Here is a 16140-nt window from a genome sequence, read left to right as displayed (position 1 = left end):
ACAGTCATCAGCGGTAGTGGTGATCTGCTTATCCGGTCGTAAGGAGCACTGATGATCGATGTCCAGCGCCTGCGGGTGCTGCGCGAGGTCGCCCGGCACGGCAGCTTCAACCGCGCCGCCGCCACCCTGCGCTTCACCCCGTCGGCCGTCTCCCAGCAGATCGCCGCCCTCGAACGCGGCCTCGGCCTCCCGGTGGTCGAGCGCAGCACGCGCGGCGTGACGCTCACCGCGGCCGGGCGCACGCTGGTGGAGACCGCCGACGCCATCGCGGCCGAGCTGGCCGACGCCCAGGAGCGCCTCGACCGGCTCTCCCGCCAGAGCGCGCGGTTCACGGTCGCGGCGTTCGCCAGCGGCGGCAGGCGGCTGCTGCCGGCCGCGCTGGCCGCCTTCAGCGCCCGGCACCCCGAGGCGGAGCTGACGATCCTGGAACGGGAGCCGGAGGAGAGCCTGCCGCTCGTCCGGGAGGGGCGGGCCGACCTCGCCCTCGCCTACCACTTCGACGGCCCGCCGCCCGCCAGGCCGGGTGACCGGTCCGGCCTCGACTGGACGCCGCTCGCCGCCGACCCGCTCCAGGTGGTGCTGCCCGCGGGCCACCCGCACGCCGGGCGCGCCGCCGTGCACCTGGCCGAGCTGGCGGGCGAGCGGTGGGTGCTCGGCTGCCTCAAGACGGCCGGGCTGATGGACCGCTACGCCGCGCTGGCCGGGTTCGAGCCGCGCGTCTGCTGCGCGGCCACCGACTACGGGTTCGCCCAGTCGCTGGTCGGCGCGGGCGTCGGCGTCGCGCTCATCCCGAGCGTCGCGCTCGGCGACACGCCCGGCCTGGTGGCCGTGCCGCTGGAGCCGCCCGCCCCGGCGCGCCACATTGGCGTGGCCACGCCGCGCCGCCACCGCGGCGCCACGCAGCCGTACGTCGAGTCGCTGCTGGAGCTGCTGCGCGGTTAGGCGCCCAGCACCTCCCTGCGCAGGCGGGTCTTGAGGATCTTGCCGCCGGGGTTGCGGGGCAGCTCGGTGTCGCGGAACCACACGTGCGCCGGGATCTTGAACTTGGCGATCCGGTCGGCCAGGAACGCCGTCAGCTCCTCGCGCGTGGCCGAGGCGCCCGGGGCGAGCCGGATCACCGCCCCGACCTCCTCGCCCAGCTCGTCGTGCGGCACGCCGATCACCGCCACGTCGTCCACCGCCGGGTGCTCGAACAGCGCGGCCTCGACCTCGGCGCAGTAGACGTTCTCGCCGCCCCTGATCACCATGTCCTTGGCCCGGTCGACGATGTAGACGAAGCCCTCCTCGTCGATCCTGGCCAGGTCGCCCGTGTGCAGCCAGTTGTCGACGAACGTCTCGGCGGTGGCCTGCGGCTTGTTCCAGTAGCCCATGATCACGTTCGGGCCGCGCAGGCAGAGCTCGCCCACCTCGCCCGGCGGCAGCTCCTCGCCCATCGGGTCCACCACGCGCACGTCCACCACGGCCGTCGGGCGGCCGATGCTGTCGGGCTTGGCCTGGTAGTCGGCGCCGCCGTTGCCGATGGCCAGCGCGGTCGTCTCGGTCATGCCGTAGCCGTTGGACGGCGCCCGGTCGGGCAGGTTCGCGGTGATGCGCTCCAGCAGCTTGGGCGGGGCGGGGGCGCCGCCGTAGCCGAGCGTCGTCAGCGAGGACAGGTCGTGCTTGCCGAAGTCGGGGTGCGACATGAGCTGCCAGGCGTTCGTCGGCACGCCGATCATCGCGGTGACCTTCTCCCGCTCGATCAGCTCCAGCGCCTGCTTGGGGTCCCACTTGTACATGAGCACCAGGCCGCCGCCGCTGAAGATCGTCGTCATCAGCGCCGAGAAGCAGCCCGTCACGTGGAACAGCGGCACCGTCAGCAGCGTCACCCGGCGCACCGCCGACGCCTCGGCGTAGTCCTTGCCCGCCATCGTCACCGCGCGCATCAGCCCGTAGGCGACCGTCATCGGCGCCTGGCCCAGGTTGCGGTGGCTGCCCAGCGCGCCCTTGGGGCTGCCGGTGGTGCCGGAGGTGTAGAAGATCGTGGCCGGGTCCTCGGGGGACAGCTCCACGTCGGGCAGCCGCACGCCGGGCTCGACCACGCCCAGCACGTCCTCGAACGAGCGCGCGCCCGCCGGGACCTCGCCGCGGGCGACGATCAGCGGCACGCCGGTGCCCGTCAGCCGGGCCGCGCGCTCCCCGTCGGCGACGATCACCTTGGCGCCCGAGTCGCTGACCCCGTAGGCCAGCTCCTTCTCCGTCCACCAGGCGTTGAGCGGCACCGCGATGGCCCCGGCGGCCAGCGCCGCCGAGAACGCGATCGACCACTCCGGGTAGTTGCGCATGGCCACGGCGACCCGGTCGCCCTTGCGGACCCCGTACTCCTCGACGAGCCGGTTGGCGAGCGTGGCGGCCCTGCGGAAGTGGTCCTCGAACGTGACGTGCTCGTCCTCGTACACCAGGAAGACCTTGTCGCCGTGGAAGGCGCTGTTCTCCAGCAGGGTGCGGAAGTGGCCGGGGGCGTGCTTCCACGTCCGTATCCCGCTCTCGCCGATCTCCTCGACCTCGAAGAGCTGGCCAGGGCCGGTGAGCTGGGCTTGCACCTCGGCGTGCGACAGGGTCATGACGCAGAACTCCCGCAGTGGAACGGCATCCGGATAAATCACAGTACCGACCGGTTAGTACGTCGCGCTAGACCAATGTTCCGGAGTTCCTGATCTCGACATGTGGGACGGCGAGACGCCTCGACTTGCATGTTCATCATCGGGAGTACATAGTCTTTACAAGCAAGCCTATGAGCTATGATGCATGAATATGCAGGAGGTCAGATGAGAGCCGCGATCGCCGGAGCCAGCGGCTATGCGGGCGGCGAGCTGCTCCGCCTGCTGCTCGGCCATCCGGAGCTGGAGATCGGCGCCCTCACCGCGGCGTCCAGCGCCGGCAGCGCGCTCGGCTCCCACCAGCCCCACCTGCCGCAGCTGGCCGACCGGGTCATCCAGGAGACCACCGCCGACGCCCTCGCCGGGCACGATGTCGTCTTCCTCGCCCTGCCCCACGGCCACTCCGCCGCCGTGGCCGCCCAGCTCGGCCCCGCGACGCTCGTCGTCGACTGCGGCGCCGACCACCGGCTCGCCGACCCCGCCGCCTGGCAGGAGTTCTACGGCGGCGAGCACGCCGGCACCTGGCCCTACGGCCTGCCCGAGCTGCCCGGCCAGCGCGAAGCGCTCCGGAGCACCCGCCGCGTCGCCGTCCCCGGCTGCTACCCCACCTCCGTGCTGCTCGCGCTGACGCCCGCGTTCGCCGCCGGGCTCGCCGAGCCGGACGTGGTCGTCGTCGCCGCCAGCGGCACCAGCGGCGCCGGCAAGTCGCTCAAGCCCAGCCTGCTCGGCAGCGAGGTCATGGGCTCCGTCAGCGCCTACAGCGCCGGCGGTGTCCACCGCCACACCCCCGAGATGGAGCAGGGCCTCAGCGCCGCCGCGGGCGCGCCCGTACGGGTCTCGTTCACCCCGACGCTCGCCCCCATGAGCCGCGGCATCCTGGCCACCTGCACGGCCCCCGCCCGGCCCGGCGTCACCCGCGACTCGCTCCGGGCGGCCTACGAGATGGCCTACAAGGCGGAGCCGTTCGTCCACCTGCTCCCCGAGGGAGCCTGGCCCGCCACCGCCATGACCTACGGCGCCAACACCGCCGCCCTCCAGGTCGCGCTCGACGAGCGCGCGGGCCGGGTGATCGCCGTCATCGCCATCGACAACCTGACCAAGGGCACGGCCGGAGGCGCGATCCAGAGCGCCAACCTCGCCCTCGGCCTCCCGGAAGAGCTCGGACTTCCCACGACAGGAGTTGCTCCATGAGCGTGACCGCCCCCCTCGGCTTCAGGGCCGCGGGCATAGCCGCAGGCATCAAGGCCGGCGGCGCCCGCGACCTGGCCCTCGTCGTCAACGACGGGCCGAGCCGTGCCGCCGCCGGCGTCTTCACGGCCAACCGCGTGAAGGCCGCCCCGGTGCTCTGGTCGCAGCAGGTGCTGCGCGGCGGGCGGTTGCGAGCGGTGGTGCTCAACTCCGGCGGCGCCAACGCCTGCACCGGCCCCGAGGGCTTCCAGGACACCCACGCCACGGCCGAGAAGGCCGCCGCCGCGCTCGGCGACTCCGCGGGAGAGATCGCGGTCTGCTCCACCGGCCTGATCGGCGAGCGGCTGCCGATGGACGCGCTGCTGCCCGGCGTCGAGCTGGCCGCCTCCCAGCTCTCCCGCGACGGCGGCCTGGCCGCCGCCGACGCGATCCGCACCACCGACACCGTCTCCAAGATCTCCTTCAAGCGCGGCGACGGCTACATGGTGGGCGGCATGGCCAAAGGCGCGGGCATGCTCGCCCCCGGCCTGGCCACCATGCTCTGCGTCATCACCACCGACGCCGACCTGACCGCCGAGCAGCTCGACACCGTGCTGCGCCGCGCCACCTCGCGCACCTTCGACCGGCTCGACACCGACGGCTGCATGTCGACCAACGACACCGTCCTGCTGCTGTCCAGCGGCGCTGCGGGCGTGAGGCCCGAGCTCGCCGAGTTCGAGCAGAAGGTCACCGAGGTCTGCGCCGACCTCGCCCGCCAGCTCCTCGTCGACGCCGAGGGCGCCTCCAAGGCCATCGCCATCGAGGTCATCGGCGCCGCCTCCGAGGACGACGCCGTCACCGTCGGCCGCGCGGTCTCCCGCTCCAACCTGCTCAAGTGCGCCATCCACGGCGAGGACCCCAACTGGGGCCGGGTGCTGGCCGCCGTCGGCACCACCGACGCCGTCTTCGAGCCCGACCGGCTCAACGTCGCCATCAACGGCATCTGGATCTGCCGCGCCGGGGCCGTCGGCGACGACCGCGCCAAGGTCGACATGCGCCCCCGCGACGTGACGATCACCATCGACCTGTCGGCCGGCCCCCACACGGCCACCGTCCACACCACGGACCTGACGGCCGACTACGTCCACGAGAACTCGGCGTACTCCTCATGAGGGCCGGCACCGCGCAGGCGAAGGCCGGCACGCTCATCGAGGCGCTGCCCTGGCTGACGCGCTTCCACGGCGCGACCGTCGTCATCAAGTACGGCGGCAACGCCATGACCGACGAGTCCCTCAGGGCGTCGTTCGCCGAGGACGTCGTCTTCCTGCGCTACGCCGGGCTGCGCCCGGTCGTCGTGCACGGCGGCGGCCCGCAGATCAGCGAGCACCTCGACAAGCTCGGCATCGAGTCCACGTTCACCGCCGGGCTGCGCGTGACCACGCCCGAGGCCATGCAGGTCGTCCGGATGGTCCTGGTCGGCCAGGTCGGCCGCGACATCGTCGGGCTGCTCAACCAGCACGGCCCGTTCGCCGTCGGCCTGTCGGGCGAGGACGCCCACCTGTTCACCGCCGAGCGCAAGAGCGCCGTCGTCGACGGCAGCCCCGTCGACATCGGCCAGGTCGGCGAGATCGTCGACGTCCAGGCCGGAGCCGTGCGCGCGCTGCTCGCCGACGGCCGCATCCCCGTCGTCTCCAGCGTGGCGCGCGGCGACGACGGGGAGATCTACAACGTGAACGCCGACACCGCGGCCGCCGCGCTCGCCGTGGCGCTGCAGGCCGACAAGCTCGTCGTCCTCACCGACGTCGAGGGCCTGTACGCCAACTGGCCCGACGACTCGGAGGTCATCAGCCGGCTCGACGCCGCCGAGCTGGCCGAGCTCATGCCGACGCTGTCGAGCGGCATGGTGCCCAAGATGGAGGCGTGCCTGACCGCGGTCAAGGGCGGCGTGCCGCAGGCCCACGTGCTCGACGGCCGGGAGCCGCACGCGCTGCTGCTGGAAATCTTCACCAACGAAGGAATCGGAACGATGGTGGTGCCCTCATGAGCCTCTTCGACAGGTTCGAGCAGGCCTTCATGCCCAACTACGGAGTCCCCCCGGTCGCGCTGGCGCGCGGCGAGGGCACCCGCGTCTGGGACGTCGACGGCCGGGCCTACCTCGACTTCATCGGCGGCATCGCCGTCACCTCGCTCGGCCACGCCCACCCGGCGCTTGTCGAGGCCGTCTCCTCCCAGGTGGCCACGCTCGCCCACACGAGCAACCTGTTCCTGCACGAGCCCGAGGTGCTGCTCGCCGAGAAGCTGCTGGAGCTGCTCCAGGCCCCCGGCCGCGTCTTCCTCGCCAACTCCGGCACCGAGGCCAACGAGGCCGCGCTCAAGCTCGCCATCAAGTACGGCAAGCGCCACGGCCGCACCTACTTCGTCGCCGCCGAGAACGGCTTCCACGGCCGCACCCTCGGCGCCCTGTCGCTGACCGGCAAGCAGGCGATCCGCGACCAGTTCGGCCCGTTCCCGGTCGAGGTCCGCTTCGTCCCCTACGGCGACGCCGACGCGCTGAAGGCGGCCGTGACCGGCGAGTGCGCCGCCGTCTTCCTGGAGCCCACGCAGGGCGAGGCGGGCGTGGTCCCGCCGCCCGACGGCTACCTGGCGGCCGCCCGCGAGATCTGCGACGCCGCCGGCGCGCTGCTGGTGGCCGATGAGATCCAGTCGGCGATCGGCCGCACCGGCCACTGGTTCGCCCACCAGGCCGACGGCTGCACGCCCGACATCCTCACGCTGGCCAAGGGCCTCGGCGGCGGCCTGCCGATCGGCGCCTGCGTCGGCTTCGGCGAGGCGGGCACGCTGTTCGACAAGGGCGACCACGGCTCGACGTTCGGCGGCAACCCGGTCTCCTGCGCCGCCGCGCTGGCCGTGCTCGCCAACGTCGACCTCGGCCACGTCCGCACGGTCGCCGCGCGGCTGCGCGACGGCCTGGAGGCGATCGGCCACCCGCTGCTGAAGGGGGTGCGCGGGCGCGGCCTGTGGCTGGGCGTCGTCCTCACCGAACCGGTCTCGGCGCGGGTCCAGAAGGCCGCCGCCGACGCCGGCTTCCTCGTCAACGCCCTGCAGCCCGACGCCGTACGCCTCGCGCCCCCGCTGGTCGTGACCGAGCAGGAGATCGACGCCTTCGTGACGGCGTTCCCCCGGATTCTCTCGGAGGCAGCCAAATGACCCGCCACTTCCTCAAGGACGACGACCTCACGCCCGAGGAGCAGGCCGAGGTTCTCGACCTGGCCGCCGCGATGAAGAAGGACCGGTTCGGCTACCGGCCCTTCGAGGGCCCCCAGTCGGTCGCCGTCCTGTTCGACAAGCCGTCCGCGCGCACCCGCGTGTCCTTCCACACCGGCATCGGCGAGCTCGGCGGCCTGCCGCTCATCGTCGACGGCGTCTCCACGCTCATGGGACGCGGCGAGCCCACTGAAGACATCGCCCGCGTGCTCGGCAGGCAGGTGTCCGCCATCGTCTGGCGCACCAGCGGCCAGGAGCTGATCGAGACCATGGCCGCCCACGCCGGCGTGCCCGTGGTCAACGCGCTCACCGACGACTACCACCCCTGCCAGATCCTCGCCGACCTGCAGACGGTGCGCGAGCGGTTCGGCCGCACCGCCGGGCTGACCCTCGCCTACACCGGCGACGGCGCCAACAACATGGCCCACTCCTACCTGCTCGGCGGCGCCACCGCCGGCATGCACGTACGGATCGCCGCCCCGCCCGGCTACCAGCCCGACGCCGTCATCCTCGGCCGCGCCGCCGCCATCGCCGCCCGCACCGGCGGCTCGGTGGTCGCGCTGTCCGACGCGGCGGCCGCCGTCCAGGGCGCGCACGTGGTCGCCACCGACACCTGGGTGTCGATGGGCCAGGACGGCAAGGAACGGCGCATCGCCGACCTCATGCCCTGCCAGGTCAACGACGAGCTGCTGGAGCACGCCGACGCCGAGGCGATCGTGCTGCACTGCCTGCCCGCCTACCGCGGCCACGAGATCACCGCCGAGGTCCTCGAAGGCCCGCGCAGCGCCGTCTGGGACCAGGCGGAGAACCGGCTGCACGCGCAGAAGGCCCTGCTCCACTGGCTGATGAGCGAGACATGACGATCCCGATGACCAAGGCCGGCAGACAGGCCAAGATCACCGACCTGCTGCAGCGCCAGCCCGTCCGCTCCCAGCCGGAGCTGGCCAAGCTGCTCGCCGAGAGCGGCGTGGAGGTCACCCAGGCCACCCTGTCCCGCGACCTCGACGAGCTCGGCGCGCTCAAGCTGCGCGCCGAGGACGGCTCCCTCGTCTACGCGCTGCCCGGCGAGGGCGGCGGGCGCATCCCGCTCGCCCGGCTCGGCACCGGCGAGTCGCCGGCCGCCCGGCTGCACCGTATCGCCGAGGAACTGCTGGTCAGCGCCGAGGCGTCGGCCAACCTGATCCTCGTCAGGACACCGCCGGGAGCCGCCCAGTTCCTGGCCTCCGCCATCGACCACGCCGACTGGGAGTCCATCCTCGGCACCGTCGCCGGCGACGACACGATCCTGGTCATCAGCCGCGACCCGCTCGGCGGGCAGGCGGTGGCCGAGGCGCTGCTGAAGACGGCCGACAGGCGCAGCCAGCACGCCGAGTGACGAAGTTCGACCCATGACCGCGAGAGTGGTCCCGGCTCGCCCGGGAGGGCCCGGCACGTCCGCCGCCCTCCCGGCGCCGCCGGGCGCCACACCGCCGGCCACGACCAGGCCACAGGGTTCGTGCACCCGCCTTCCATGATCGCCGCGACCCGCGACACGGGGAACGGCCGGGGTGCACTATGGTCGCGGAGACGGTGGCAGGACAGTTTGAGGAGATGACGGTGAGTGATGGCAAGCCGATGCGGCTGTGGGGCGGGCGTTTCGAAGGGGGACCGTCCGACGCGCTGACCCGGCTGTCGGTGAGCGTGCACTTCGACTGGCGGCTGGTGCCGTACGACCTGGCGGCGTCCAGGGCGCACGCCCGCGTGCTGCACAGGGCGGGGCTGCTCAGCGCGGACGAGCTCGAGCGCATGATCGGCGCCCTCGACGACCTGGAGCGCGCCTGCAAGGCCGGAGAGTTCCGGCCGACGGTCGCCGACGAGGACGTGCACACCGCCCTGGAGCGCGGCCTGCTGGAGCGGCTCGGCTCGCTCGGCGGCAAGCTCCGCGCCGGCCGCAGCCGCAACGACCAGATCGCCACCGACCTGCGCCTCTACCTGCGCGACCACGCCCGCACGATCGTCTCGCGGCTGGTCGAGCTGGAGACGGCGCTCATGGCGCAGGCCGAGCAGCACGCCGAGACGGCCGCGCCCGGCATGACCCACCTGCAGCACGCCCAGCCCGTCTCGTTCGGCCACCAGCTCCTGGCCCACGTGCACGCCTTCGCCCGCGACGTCGACCGGCTGTCCGACTGGGACCGGCGCGCCGCCGTCTCGCCGCTCGGCGCGGGCGCGCTGGCCGGCTCGTCGCTGCCGCTCGACCCGCAGGCCGTGGCGGAGGAGCTCGGCTTCTCCTCGGCGGCTCCCAACTCGATGGACGCCGTCGCCGACCGCGACTTCGCCGCCGAGTTCCTGTTCGCCGCGGCGATGATCGGCACCCACCTGTCGCGGCTGGGCGAGGAGATCGTCCTGTGGGCCTCGCAGGAGTTCCGCTGGATCGAGATGGACGACGCCTACTCCACCGGCTCGTCGATCATGCCGCAGAAGAAGAACCCCGACGTGGCCGAGCTGGCCCGAGGCAAGTCCGGCCGCCTCATCGGCAACCTCATGGCGCTGCTGACGACGCTCAAGGGCCTGCCGCTGACCTACAACCGCGACCTCCAGGAGGACAAGGAGCCGGTGTTCGACTCGGTCGACACGCTGCTGCTCGTCCTGCCCGCGATGGCCGGCCTGGTCGCCACCATGCGCGTCAACACCGCCCGCATGGAGGCGTCGGCCCCCGACGGGTTCGCGCTCGCCACCGACCTGGCCGAGCTGCTGGTGCGGCGCGGCGTGCCGTTCCGCGAGGCGCACGAGGCCGTCGGCCACCTGGTCGTGTGGTGCCAGGTCAACGACAAGGACCTCGGCGACCTCACCGACGACGAGCTGGCCAAGGTGTCGGCCCACCTGACGCCCGACGTGCGCGACGTGCTCAACGTGCCCGGCGCGCTGGCCGCCCGCAAGGCCCACGGCGGCACGGCCCCCGACCGTGTCCGCGACCAGCTCGTCGCGCTGCGCGAGTCGGTCGACGCGCAGGCGGCCTGGGCGGCGGGCGAGTCCTGACCGCAGTGTCGTCATCCGCGCTGTCCTTCGAGCCGCTCCCGCGCGGCTTCTTCGACCGGCCCTCCCACGAGGTGGCGCCCGACCTGCTCGGGCGCGTCCTCGTGCACAGCGGTGCCGACGGGTCCGTCGCCGTGCGCCTCACCGAGGTCGAGGCGTACGGCGGGCCCGGCGAGGACCCCGCCGCCCACACCTACCGGGGCAAGACGCCGCGCAACGCCGTGATGTTCGGCCCGCCGGGACACCTGTACGTGTACTTCACGTACGGGATGCACTTCTGCGCCAACCTGGTCTGCCTGCCCGAGGAGCACGGCTCGGCGGTGCTGCTGCGGGCCGGTGAGGTGGTGGCGGGCCTCGACCTGGCGCGCGAGCGGCGCTCGAACGGGACCAGGCGGCCCGCGGACCGTGACCTCGCCCGCGGTCCCGCCAGGCTGGCCGTGGCGCTCGGGCTGCGGCGCGAGCACAACGGGCTCGACGCCGTCCTGGACGGGGTGGCACCCGGCTTCATGCCGGGAGACCGGCTCACCGGGTGGCCGGCCGGGGCGGCGGCCGTGCTCGAAGGCAGCCCGCCCGCCCGCGCGCGGATCCGGTCAGGTCCCCGGACCGGGATCTCGACCGCCAAGGACACGCCGTGGCGGTTCTGGATCGACGCCGACCCGACCGTCTCGCCGTACCGGGCTCACGTGCCGCGGCGGCGCAACGCCGCGGCCACCTCCGTGGGCGAGGCGCCCAGCTCGTGAGGGCTGAAGATGTGCAGATGGTCGCCGGTGTCGATCTCCAGCATCTCGCTGCGCAGCCCGAACCGCGTCCGCACGTCGACCTTGACGTCCTGGATGTCCTCCCACGGCACGTGCCGCCGGCCGGCGAAGCCGTGCGTCACGGTGATGCCGCTCTCGTCGGCCGCCAGCCGCACCGGCACCAGCACGTCACGCAGGCCCATCGCGCCCACCAGCACGGCGGCGGGCACGGCCAGGATCACCCCGCGCAGGTCGCCGCCGAGATACCAGTAGACGGCGAGCCCGGCGCACGCCAGAGCCCCTAAGATCTTGAAAACGGCCAGCTCGCGACGGACCCTCCACATGGGGACCGAGACTATCCAAGTAGCGGTCACTCCACGCGATCGGGCACGCTGTAACCACCCGACACCTACCGGAAAGCCAGCACCGTGACCGACATCCTCGACGACCTCGCCTGGCGAGGCCTGATCGCGCAGTCAACCGACCTCGACGCCCTGCGCGCGTCCATGGCCAAGGGGCCGATCACGGTCTATGCGGGCTTCGACCCGACCGCCGCCTCCCTGCACGTCGGTCACTTCGTCCCGCTGCTCACGCTGCGGCGCTTCCAGCTCGCCGGCCACCGGCCGATCGGGCTCGTCGGCGGCGCGACCGGGCTGATCGGCGACCCGAGCGGCCGCAACACCGAGCGTTCGCTCAACTCCGGCGACGTCGTGGCCCAGTGGGTGGAGCGGCTGCGCGGCCAGGTGGGCCGGTTCCTCGACTTCGGCGAGGTGCCCAACGCCGCCCTCATGGTGAGCAACCTCGACTGGACCGGCGAGCTGTCGGCCATCGACTTCCTGCGCGACATCGGCAAGCACTTCCCGGTCAACCGGATGCTGGCGCGCGAGTCGGTGTCGGCCCGGCTGGCCGGTGAGGGGCTGAGCTACACCGAGTTCAGCTACCAGATCCTGCAGTCCAACGACTACCTGGAGCTGTTCCGGCGCTACGGCTGCACGCTGCAGATCGGCGGCAGCGACCAGTGGGGCAACATCACCGCGGGCGCCGACCTGGTGCGCCGCATCGAGGGCGCGCACGTGCACGCGCTCACGCTGCCGCTCATCACCAAGGCCGACGGCACCAAGTTCGGCAAGACCGCGGGCGGCGCCCTCTGGCTCGACCCGGAGATGACCTCCCCGTACGCCTTCTACCAGTACTTCCTCAACTCCGACGACCGTGACGTGATCCACTACCTCAAGGTGTTCACCTTCCGCGGCCGGGAGGAGATCGAGGAGCTGGAGAAGGCGGTCGCCGAGCGGCCCTTCGCCCGTGAGGCGCAGCGCACGCTGGCCGAGGAGCTCACCGAGCTGCTGCACGGCAAGCAGGAGCTGGCGGCCGTGGTCGCCGCGTCCAAGGCGCTGTTCGGCCAGGGCGCGCTGGAGGAGCTGCCGGCCGCGACACTCGGCGCCGCGCTGGCCGAGGTGCCGAAGGCCACCGTGCCGGCGCTGGGCGCGACGCTGGTCGACCTGCTGGCCGACAGCGGCCTGGTCGAGTCCAAGTCGGCGGCGCGGCGCGCGGTCAAGGAGGGCGGCGCCTACCTCAACAACGTCAAGATCACCGACGAGTCCTACGTCCCGTCGGGCGACGACCTGCTGCACGGGCGCTACCTGGTGCTGCGGCGCGGCAAGAAGTCGATCGGCGGCGTCGAGGTCGGCTGACGGCCCACAGGATCAGGCGGAGGCGGGCTCTCGTTCCGGGGGCCCGCCTCCGGTCGTTCACGGGGCGGTGTAGAGCGCGACCGTGAGTCCCGGCAGGTCGGCCGAGTGCCAGGCCGACTTCTGCTCGAACCCGGCCTCGCGCACCGCCTCGACCCGGGGCAGCCGGGCCCCGCTCGACTTGGCGCCGCGCCACACGACCCACACCCGTTCCCGCCCGGCCAGCGCCTCGGCGACGTCGTCGCGCTCGGGGAAGCCGAACCCGTCGGGGTCCGGGGCCGTGCCGATCCGGAGCACGTCGTCCGGCGTCGCCCCGGCGCCGTAGTAGTCGAACCCGGCCCTGACCGAGCTCTGGCCGTAGACGATCGCGTCACCCGGCCGCACGTCCATCCTGCGCAGCGCCCACGGGACGTCCTCGAACCGGCCGTTCGGCTCGCGCACCTCGACGTGCTGGGCGAACCCGGCCGCCACCGTCACCGCCACCAGCGCGCAGCACGCGGCCACGGCCATCCTCGGCACGCTCGCCGCCGCCAGCCCAGCCAGCAGCGCCAGCGCCGGAGCGGTGACGAAAAGGTAGCGGTCCACGTACGCAGGTGTCACCAGGTGGGAGACCGCGAGCAGCAGCAGCGGCGGCAGGACCAGCCACCCGAGCAGCGTCGCCGCCCACACCCGGCCCCCGGGGCGGGTGCGCGCCGACCACCACAGCAGTCCCGCGCCCGCCAGCGCCACCGCGAACAGCGGCAGGCCCGCCTCGGCCGCGCCCGCCGCCATCTTCGGGAACTTCAGCAGCACCTCGGGACCCCGCTGCGGGATCCAGCTGATCGCGTGCCGCTCGCCGTAGCCGACCAGGCCGAGCACCACGGCCGGCACGCCGCCGGCGGCCAGCGCGGGCAGCGCCCGCAGCAGCAGGTCCCGCCGCGGCAGCAGCGCGACGGCCGCCACGAGCTGCGCGGGCAGCACCAGCACGGCGAACAGGTGCGTGCAGCACACCAGCGCCACGCTCACCCCGTACACCACCCACCGGCGGGCCGCCTCCGGCCGCTCGGCCGCCCGGTGCAGCGCCCAGAACGACAGCACGACCGCCGCGGCGGCGAACGCGTAGGAGCGGGCGAACGCCCCGTAGTAGGACACCGACGGCAGCACCGCGAAGACCGCCGCCGCCGTCACCCCCGCCCGCGTGCTGTGCAGCCGCCTGCCCAGCGCGACCAGCAGCCCCGCCGCCACCGCGATCGCCAGCGCCGACGGCAGCCGCAGCCACAGCTCGGCCGTGCCCGCCTTGGCCCAGAAGTGCATGAACACGTAGTAAGGCAGGAAGTGCCCGTCGATGTGCTGGGCCAGCTCCCACAGCCCGGCGAGCGAGCGGGACGCGGCGCTGATCGTGGCCAGCTCGTCGCCGTTCAGCGTCGCCGCGCCCGTCCCGCTGAACGCGACGGCTCCCGCCGCCGCCCCCGCGAGCCAGGCGCTCGCGTGCCCGCGCGTACGGGGTTCAGGAGTGGTGGGCGGGGCTAGTGTGGCGGCACTGGTCACCGGGGCAGGATACGCGCATAAGCTCGGAAGCATGCCCGAAGTGATCGTTTTCGATTTGTACGGCGTCATCGCCAGGACGCAGACCGACGAGGCCAAGCAGCAGCTCGTTGACCTGGCCGGGGTGTCGGCGGACCGCTTCTGGGAGGCGTACTGGGCCTGCCGGCCGCCCTACGACGCCGGGCAGCCGAGCGACCTCTACTGGGCGGCCGTCGCCGAGCGGCTCGGCGCGCGGTTCGCCGACGTGGCGGCGCTGACCGAGGCCGACCTGGAGAGCTGGTCCCACGTCGACCCCGAGATGGTGGCCCTCGTGCACGAGCTGGCCGACGGCGGACGCAGGCTCGGGCTGCTGTCGAACATCATCGAGGACCTGGTGCCCGTGTGGGAGGAGCGGCACGGCGACTGGCTGGGCCGCTTCGACGCGCTCACCTACTCCTGCCGGATCGGCGTGGCCAAGCCCGACCCCCGCGCGTACGAGATCTGCGCCTCCCGGCACGGGGTCGCCCCGGGCGACGTGCTGTTCTTCGACGACAACGAGGCGAACGTGGTGGCGGCGCGGCAGGCGGGGATGGCGGCCGAGCTGTTCGTCTCCCCCGAGCAGGTGCGCGCGAGCGTCGCCCGCTGACCGAGGGCGCCCCGGCGCTACTGGCTGGTCGTGTGCGTGGGGCGGACGACGATCACGACGCGGCGGGCGGCGTCGCCGACCGGCCGCTCGTACGGCAGGCCGTAGCGGGTGGCCAGGACGTCGAAGAAGTCGCCGGACGGGTCGGGCTCGACGCGCTCGACCAGGCCGCGGATCTCCAGATAGCGGTACGGCTGGTCGGGGTCGTTGACGGAGACGGCCACCTCCGGGTGGTCGGCGACGTTGCGGCACTTGCGGCGGTCGGTGGTGGTCGTGAAGCGCAGGTGCTCGCCGTCCCACACCGTCCAGACCGGGTTCACCTGCGGCGCGCCGCCGGGCCCGACGGTCGCCAGGTGCGCGAACAGCGGGCGGGTCAGCAGGTCGAGGTGGCTCTCGGGAATCACGTTGCGATCTCCTTCGTGATGGCTGGCGCAGGGGACGATATCAAAGCTTTGATGATTATCAAGACTCGAAGCCTTGTACGCTTGCCGCCATGGTGGACATGCCCGCGCAGGAGCGGCTCGGCCTCGACATCAAGCGGGCCGAGCAGGAGCTGATCGCGGCCAAGCAGGTCGCGGTGCGGGCGGCGGGCCTGACGGTCCCGCAGTACGCGGCGCTGTTCGCGCTGGCCGGCAACCCCGGCATCTCGGGCGCCGCGCTGGCCAGGGCGTGCCTGGTCACCCCGCAGGCGATGACCGTCGTGCTCAAGAACCTCGAGGAGCGCGGCCTGGTCGAGCGCACCCCGCACCCCTGGCACCGCAACGTGCTGGAGACCCGGCTGACCGAGCCGGGGCGCGTGGCGCTGGAGACGGCCGACGCCCGCGCCGTCGTCATCGAGCGCGCGATCGCCGACGAGTTCGACGACGAGGAGCGCGACACCCTCCGCGCCCTGCTCGCGCGGTGCGGCGAAGCGATCCGCCGGGCTTCGTCCGAACTGTGAGCGGCGTGTGATTTGACGTCCGGCGAATCGCGACCTAATGTTTGACCTCGCCCCGGGAGCGAGCCGGACGCCTGACACGGCGGACGGGCCCCAGGGCAGCCCCTTGAGAACGAACCACTCGGCTGTGGGCGCTCTTGCGCGTCATGGCACGAGTCGTCTCGGGTGTCTGTTGGATCACCGCGAAATCGGTTGATTCGACAGGAACCGGATGCCACGGTAAGTTACGAGGGTTGCCTCGGAGACGGGGTGCGCAATCCTAGATGGGTTGAGCGATCGGAAACAAATCCTCGGATTTGACAGCCGATCGGCGGGCCTGATAAGATTGCGAAAGACGAGATCGCGCCTCTCGCAGGACTGGGGAGCAAGCGTCCGTTTCTTGAGAACTCAACAGTGTGTCAAAAGCCAGTGCATGAAGTTTTTCATGCAACACCTCGTCAAATATGACGGAGATAATGTTGCCTGGTATCAAACCTTTTTTGGAGAGTTTGATCCTGGCTCAGGACGAACGCTGGCGGCGTGCTTAACACATGCAAGTCGAGCGGAAAGG

The 16140-nt window shown here is 72.5% G+C and carries 16 protein-coding genes and 1 rRNA gene; 13 read left to right on the top strand and 4 right to left on the bottom strand.

Annotated features, from left to right (window positions below; genetic code table 11):
* The first annotated feature begins 51 nt into the window (after positions 1–51).
* Positions 52–942, top strand: coding sequence for a LysR family transcriptional regulator (locus AB0G11_RS20580; protein WP_219502225.1), 891 nt, complete (start codon positions 52–54; stop codon positions 940–942).
* On the opposite strand, the gene AB0G11_RS20575 is transcribed toward AB0G11_RS20580, so the two are convergent.
* A complete protein-coding gene (locus AB0G11_RS20575) occupies positions 939–2600 on the bottom strand; it encodes a class I adenylate-forming enzyme family protein (protein WP_357587446.1) in 1662 nt (553 codons plus the stop codon). The genes AB0G11_RS20580 and AB0G11_RS20575 overlap by 4 nt on opposite strands.
* Before the next feature lie 204 nt (positions 2601–2804).
* On the opposite strand from AB0G11_RS20575, the gene argC reads away from it, so the two are divergent.
* The 8 genes from argC (at position 2805) to AB0G11_RS20535 (ending at position 10819) form a co-directional block, all read left to right on the top strand.
* Positions 2805–3827 (top strand): N-acetyl-gamma-glutamyl-phosphate reductase, encoded by a 1023-nt coding sequence (gene argC / locus AB0G11_RS20570; RefSeq protein ID WP_357587444.1) that lies wholly within the window; start codon positions 2805–2807, stop codon positions 3825–3827.
* Positions 3824–4975, top strand: a complete 1152-nt coding sequence (argJ, locus tag AB0G11_RS20565) for a bifunctional glutamate N-acetyltransferase/amino-acid acetyltransferase ArgJ (RefSeq protein ID WP_357587442.1) — start codon at positions 3824–3826, stop codon at positions 4973–4975. Before argC ends, argJ begins: the two co-directional genes overlap by 4 nt.
* Complete coding sequence (argB, locus tag AB0G11_RS20560) at positions 4972–5847, top strand: acetylglutamate kinase (protein WP_357587440.1); 876 nt, start codon at positions 4972–4974, stop codon at positions 5845–5847. Before argJ ends, argB begins: the two co-directional genes overlap by 4 nt.
* Entirely contained in the window at positions 5844–7010 is a 1167-nt protein-coding gene (locus AB0G11_RS20555; protein WP_357587439.1) for an acetylornithine transaminase, read from the top strand. Before argB ends, AB0G11_RS20555 begins: the two co-directional genes overlap by 4 nt.
* Complete coding sequence (argF, locus tag AB0G11_RS20550; RefSeq protein ID WP_357587437.1) at positions 7007–7927, top strand: ornithine carbamoyltransferase; 921 nt, start codon at positions 7007–7009, stop codon at positions 7925–7927. Before AB0G11_RS20555 ends, argF begins: the two co-directional genes overlap by 4 nt.
* On the top strand, positions 7924–8442 hold the full coding sequence (locus AB0G11_RS20545) for an arginine repressor (RefSeq protein WP_219502250.1): 519 nt from the start codon (positions 7924–7926) through the stop codon (positions 8440–8442). The genes argF and AB0G11_RS20545 overlap by 4 nt, the downstream gene beginning before the upstream one ends.
* 215 nt (positions 8443–8657) lie before the next feature.
* A complete protein-coding gene (argH, locus tag AB0G11_RS20540) occupies positions 8658–10082 on the top strand; it encodes an argininosuccinate lyase (protein WP_357587435.1) in 1425 nt (474 codons plus the stop codon).
* Positions 10083–10087: 5 nt separating this feature from the next.
* On the top strand, positions 10088–10819 hold the full coding sequence (locus AB0G11_RS20535) for a DNA-3-methyladenine glycosylase (protein WP_357587433.1): 732 nt from the start codon (positions 10088–10090) through the stop codon (positions 10817–10819).
* Here the strand turns inward: AB0G11_RS20535 and AB0G11_RS20530 are convergent.
* Positions 10759–11160: a PH domain-containing protein gene (locus AB0G11_RS20530; RefSeq protein ID WP_219502253.1), complete on the bottom strand. Its 402-nt coding sequence runs from the start codon at positions 11158–11160 to the stop codon at positions 10759–10761. The two genes, AB0G11_RS20535 and AB0G11_RS20530, sit on opposite strands and share 61 nt — an antisense overlap.
* Before the next feature lie 84 nt (positions 11161–11244).
* Here AB0G11_RS20530 and tyrS point away from each other — a divergent pair, with 84 nt between their 5' ends.
* The gene (gene tyrS, locus AB0G11_RS20525; RefSeq protein WP_219502254.1) at positions 11245–12510 is read left to right on the top strand and encodes a tyrosine--tRNA ligase; all 1266 of its coding nucleotides are present in this window, start codon (positions 11245–11247) and stop codon (positions 12508–12510) included.
* Positions 12511–12567: 57 nt separating this feature from the next.
* Here tyrS and AB0G11_RS20520 read toward each other — a convergent pair whose 3' ends face one another.
* Complete coding sequence (locus AB0G11_RS20520; protein ID WP_219502256.1) at positions 12568–14034, bottom strand: glycosyltransferase family 39 protein; 1467 nt, start codon at positions 14032–14034, stop codon at positions 12568–12570.
* A gap of 31 nt (positions 14035–14065) precedes the next feature.
* On the opposite strand from AB0G11_RS20520, the gene AB0G11_RS20515 reads away from it, so the two are divergent.
* Positions 14066–14656 carry an HAD family phosphatase gene (locus tag AB0G11_RS20515; RefSeq protein ID WP_219502257.1) on the top strand — a complete coding sequence of 197 codons (591 nt, stop codon included), beginning with the start codon at positions 14066–14068 and terminating at the stop codon, positions 14654–14656.
* A 17-nt stretch (positions 14657–14673) separates the two neighbouring features.
* Here AB0G11_RS20515 and AB0G11_RS20510 read toward each other — a convergent pair whose 3' ends face one another.
* A complete protein-coding gene (locus AB0G11_RS20510; protein ID WP_308125664.1) occupies positions 14674–15057 on the bottom strand; it encodes a PPOX class F420-dependent oxidoreductase in 384 nt (127 codons plus the stop codon).
* Positions 15058–15146: 89 nt separating this feature from the next.
* On the opposite strand from AB0G11_RS20510, the gene AB0G11_RS20505 reads away from it, so the two are divergent.
* Positions 15147–15593: a MarR family transcriptional regulator gene (locus AB0G11_RS20505; RefSeq protein ID WP_219502260.1), complete on the top strand. Its 447-nt coding sequence runs from the start codon at positions 15147–15149 to the stop codon at positions 15591–15593.
* Between the two features lie 473 nt (positions 15594–16066).
* Positions 16067–16140 (top strand): 16S ribosomal RNA (locus AB0G11_RS20500); the annotation flags it as partial.

Origin of the sequence: Nonomuraea sp. NPDC023979 (genome assembly GCF_040639085.1) — a bacterium.
GTDB lineage: Bacteria > Actinomycetota > Actinomycetes > Streptosporangiales > Streptosporangiaceae > Nonomuraea > Nonomuraea ceibae.
This window is presented reverse-complemented; position numbering and strand designations above follow the sequence as displayed.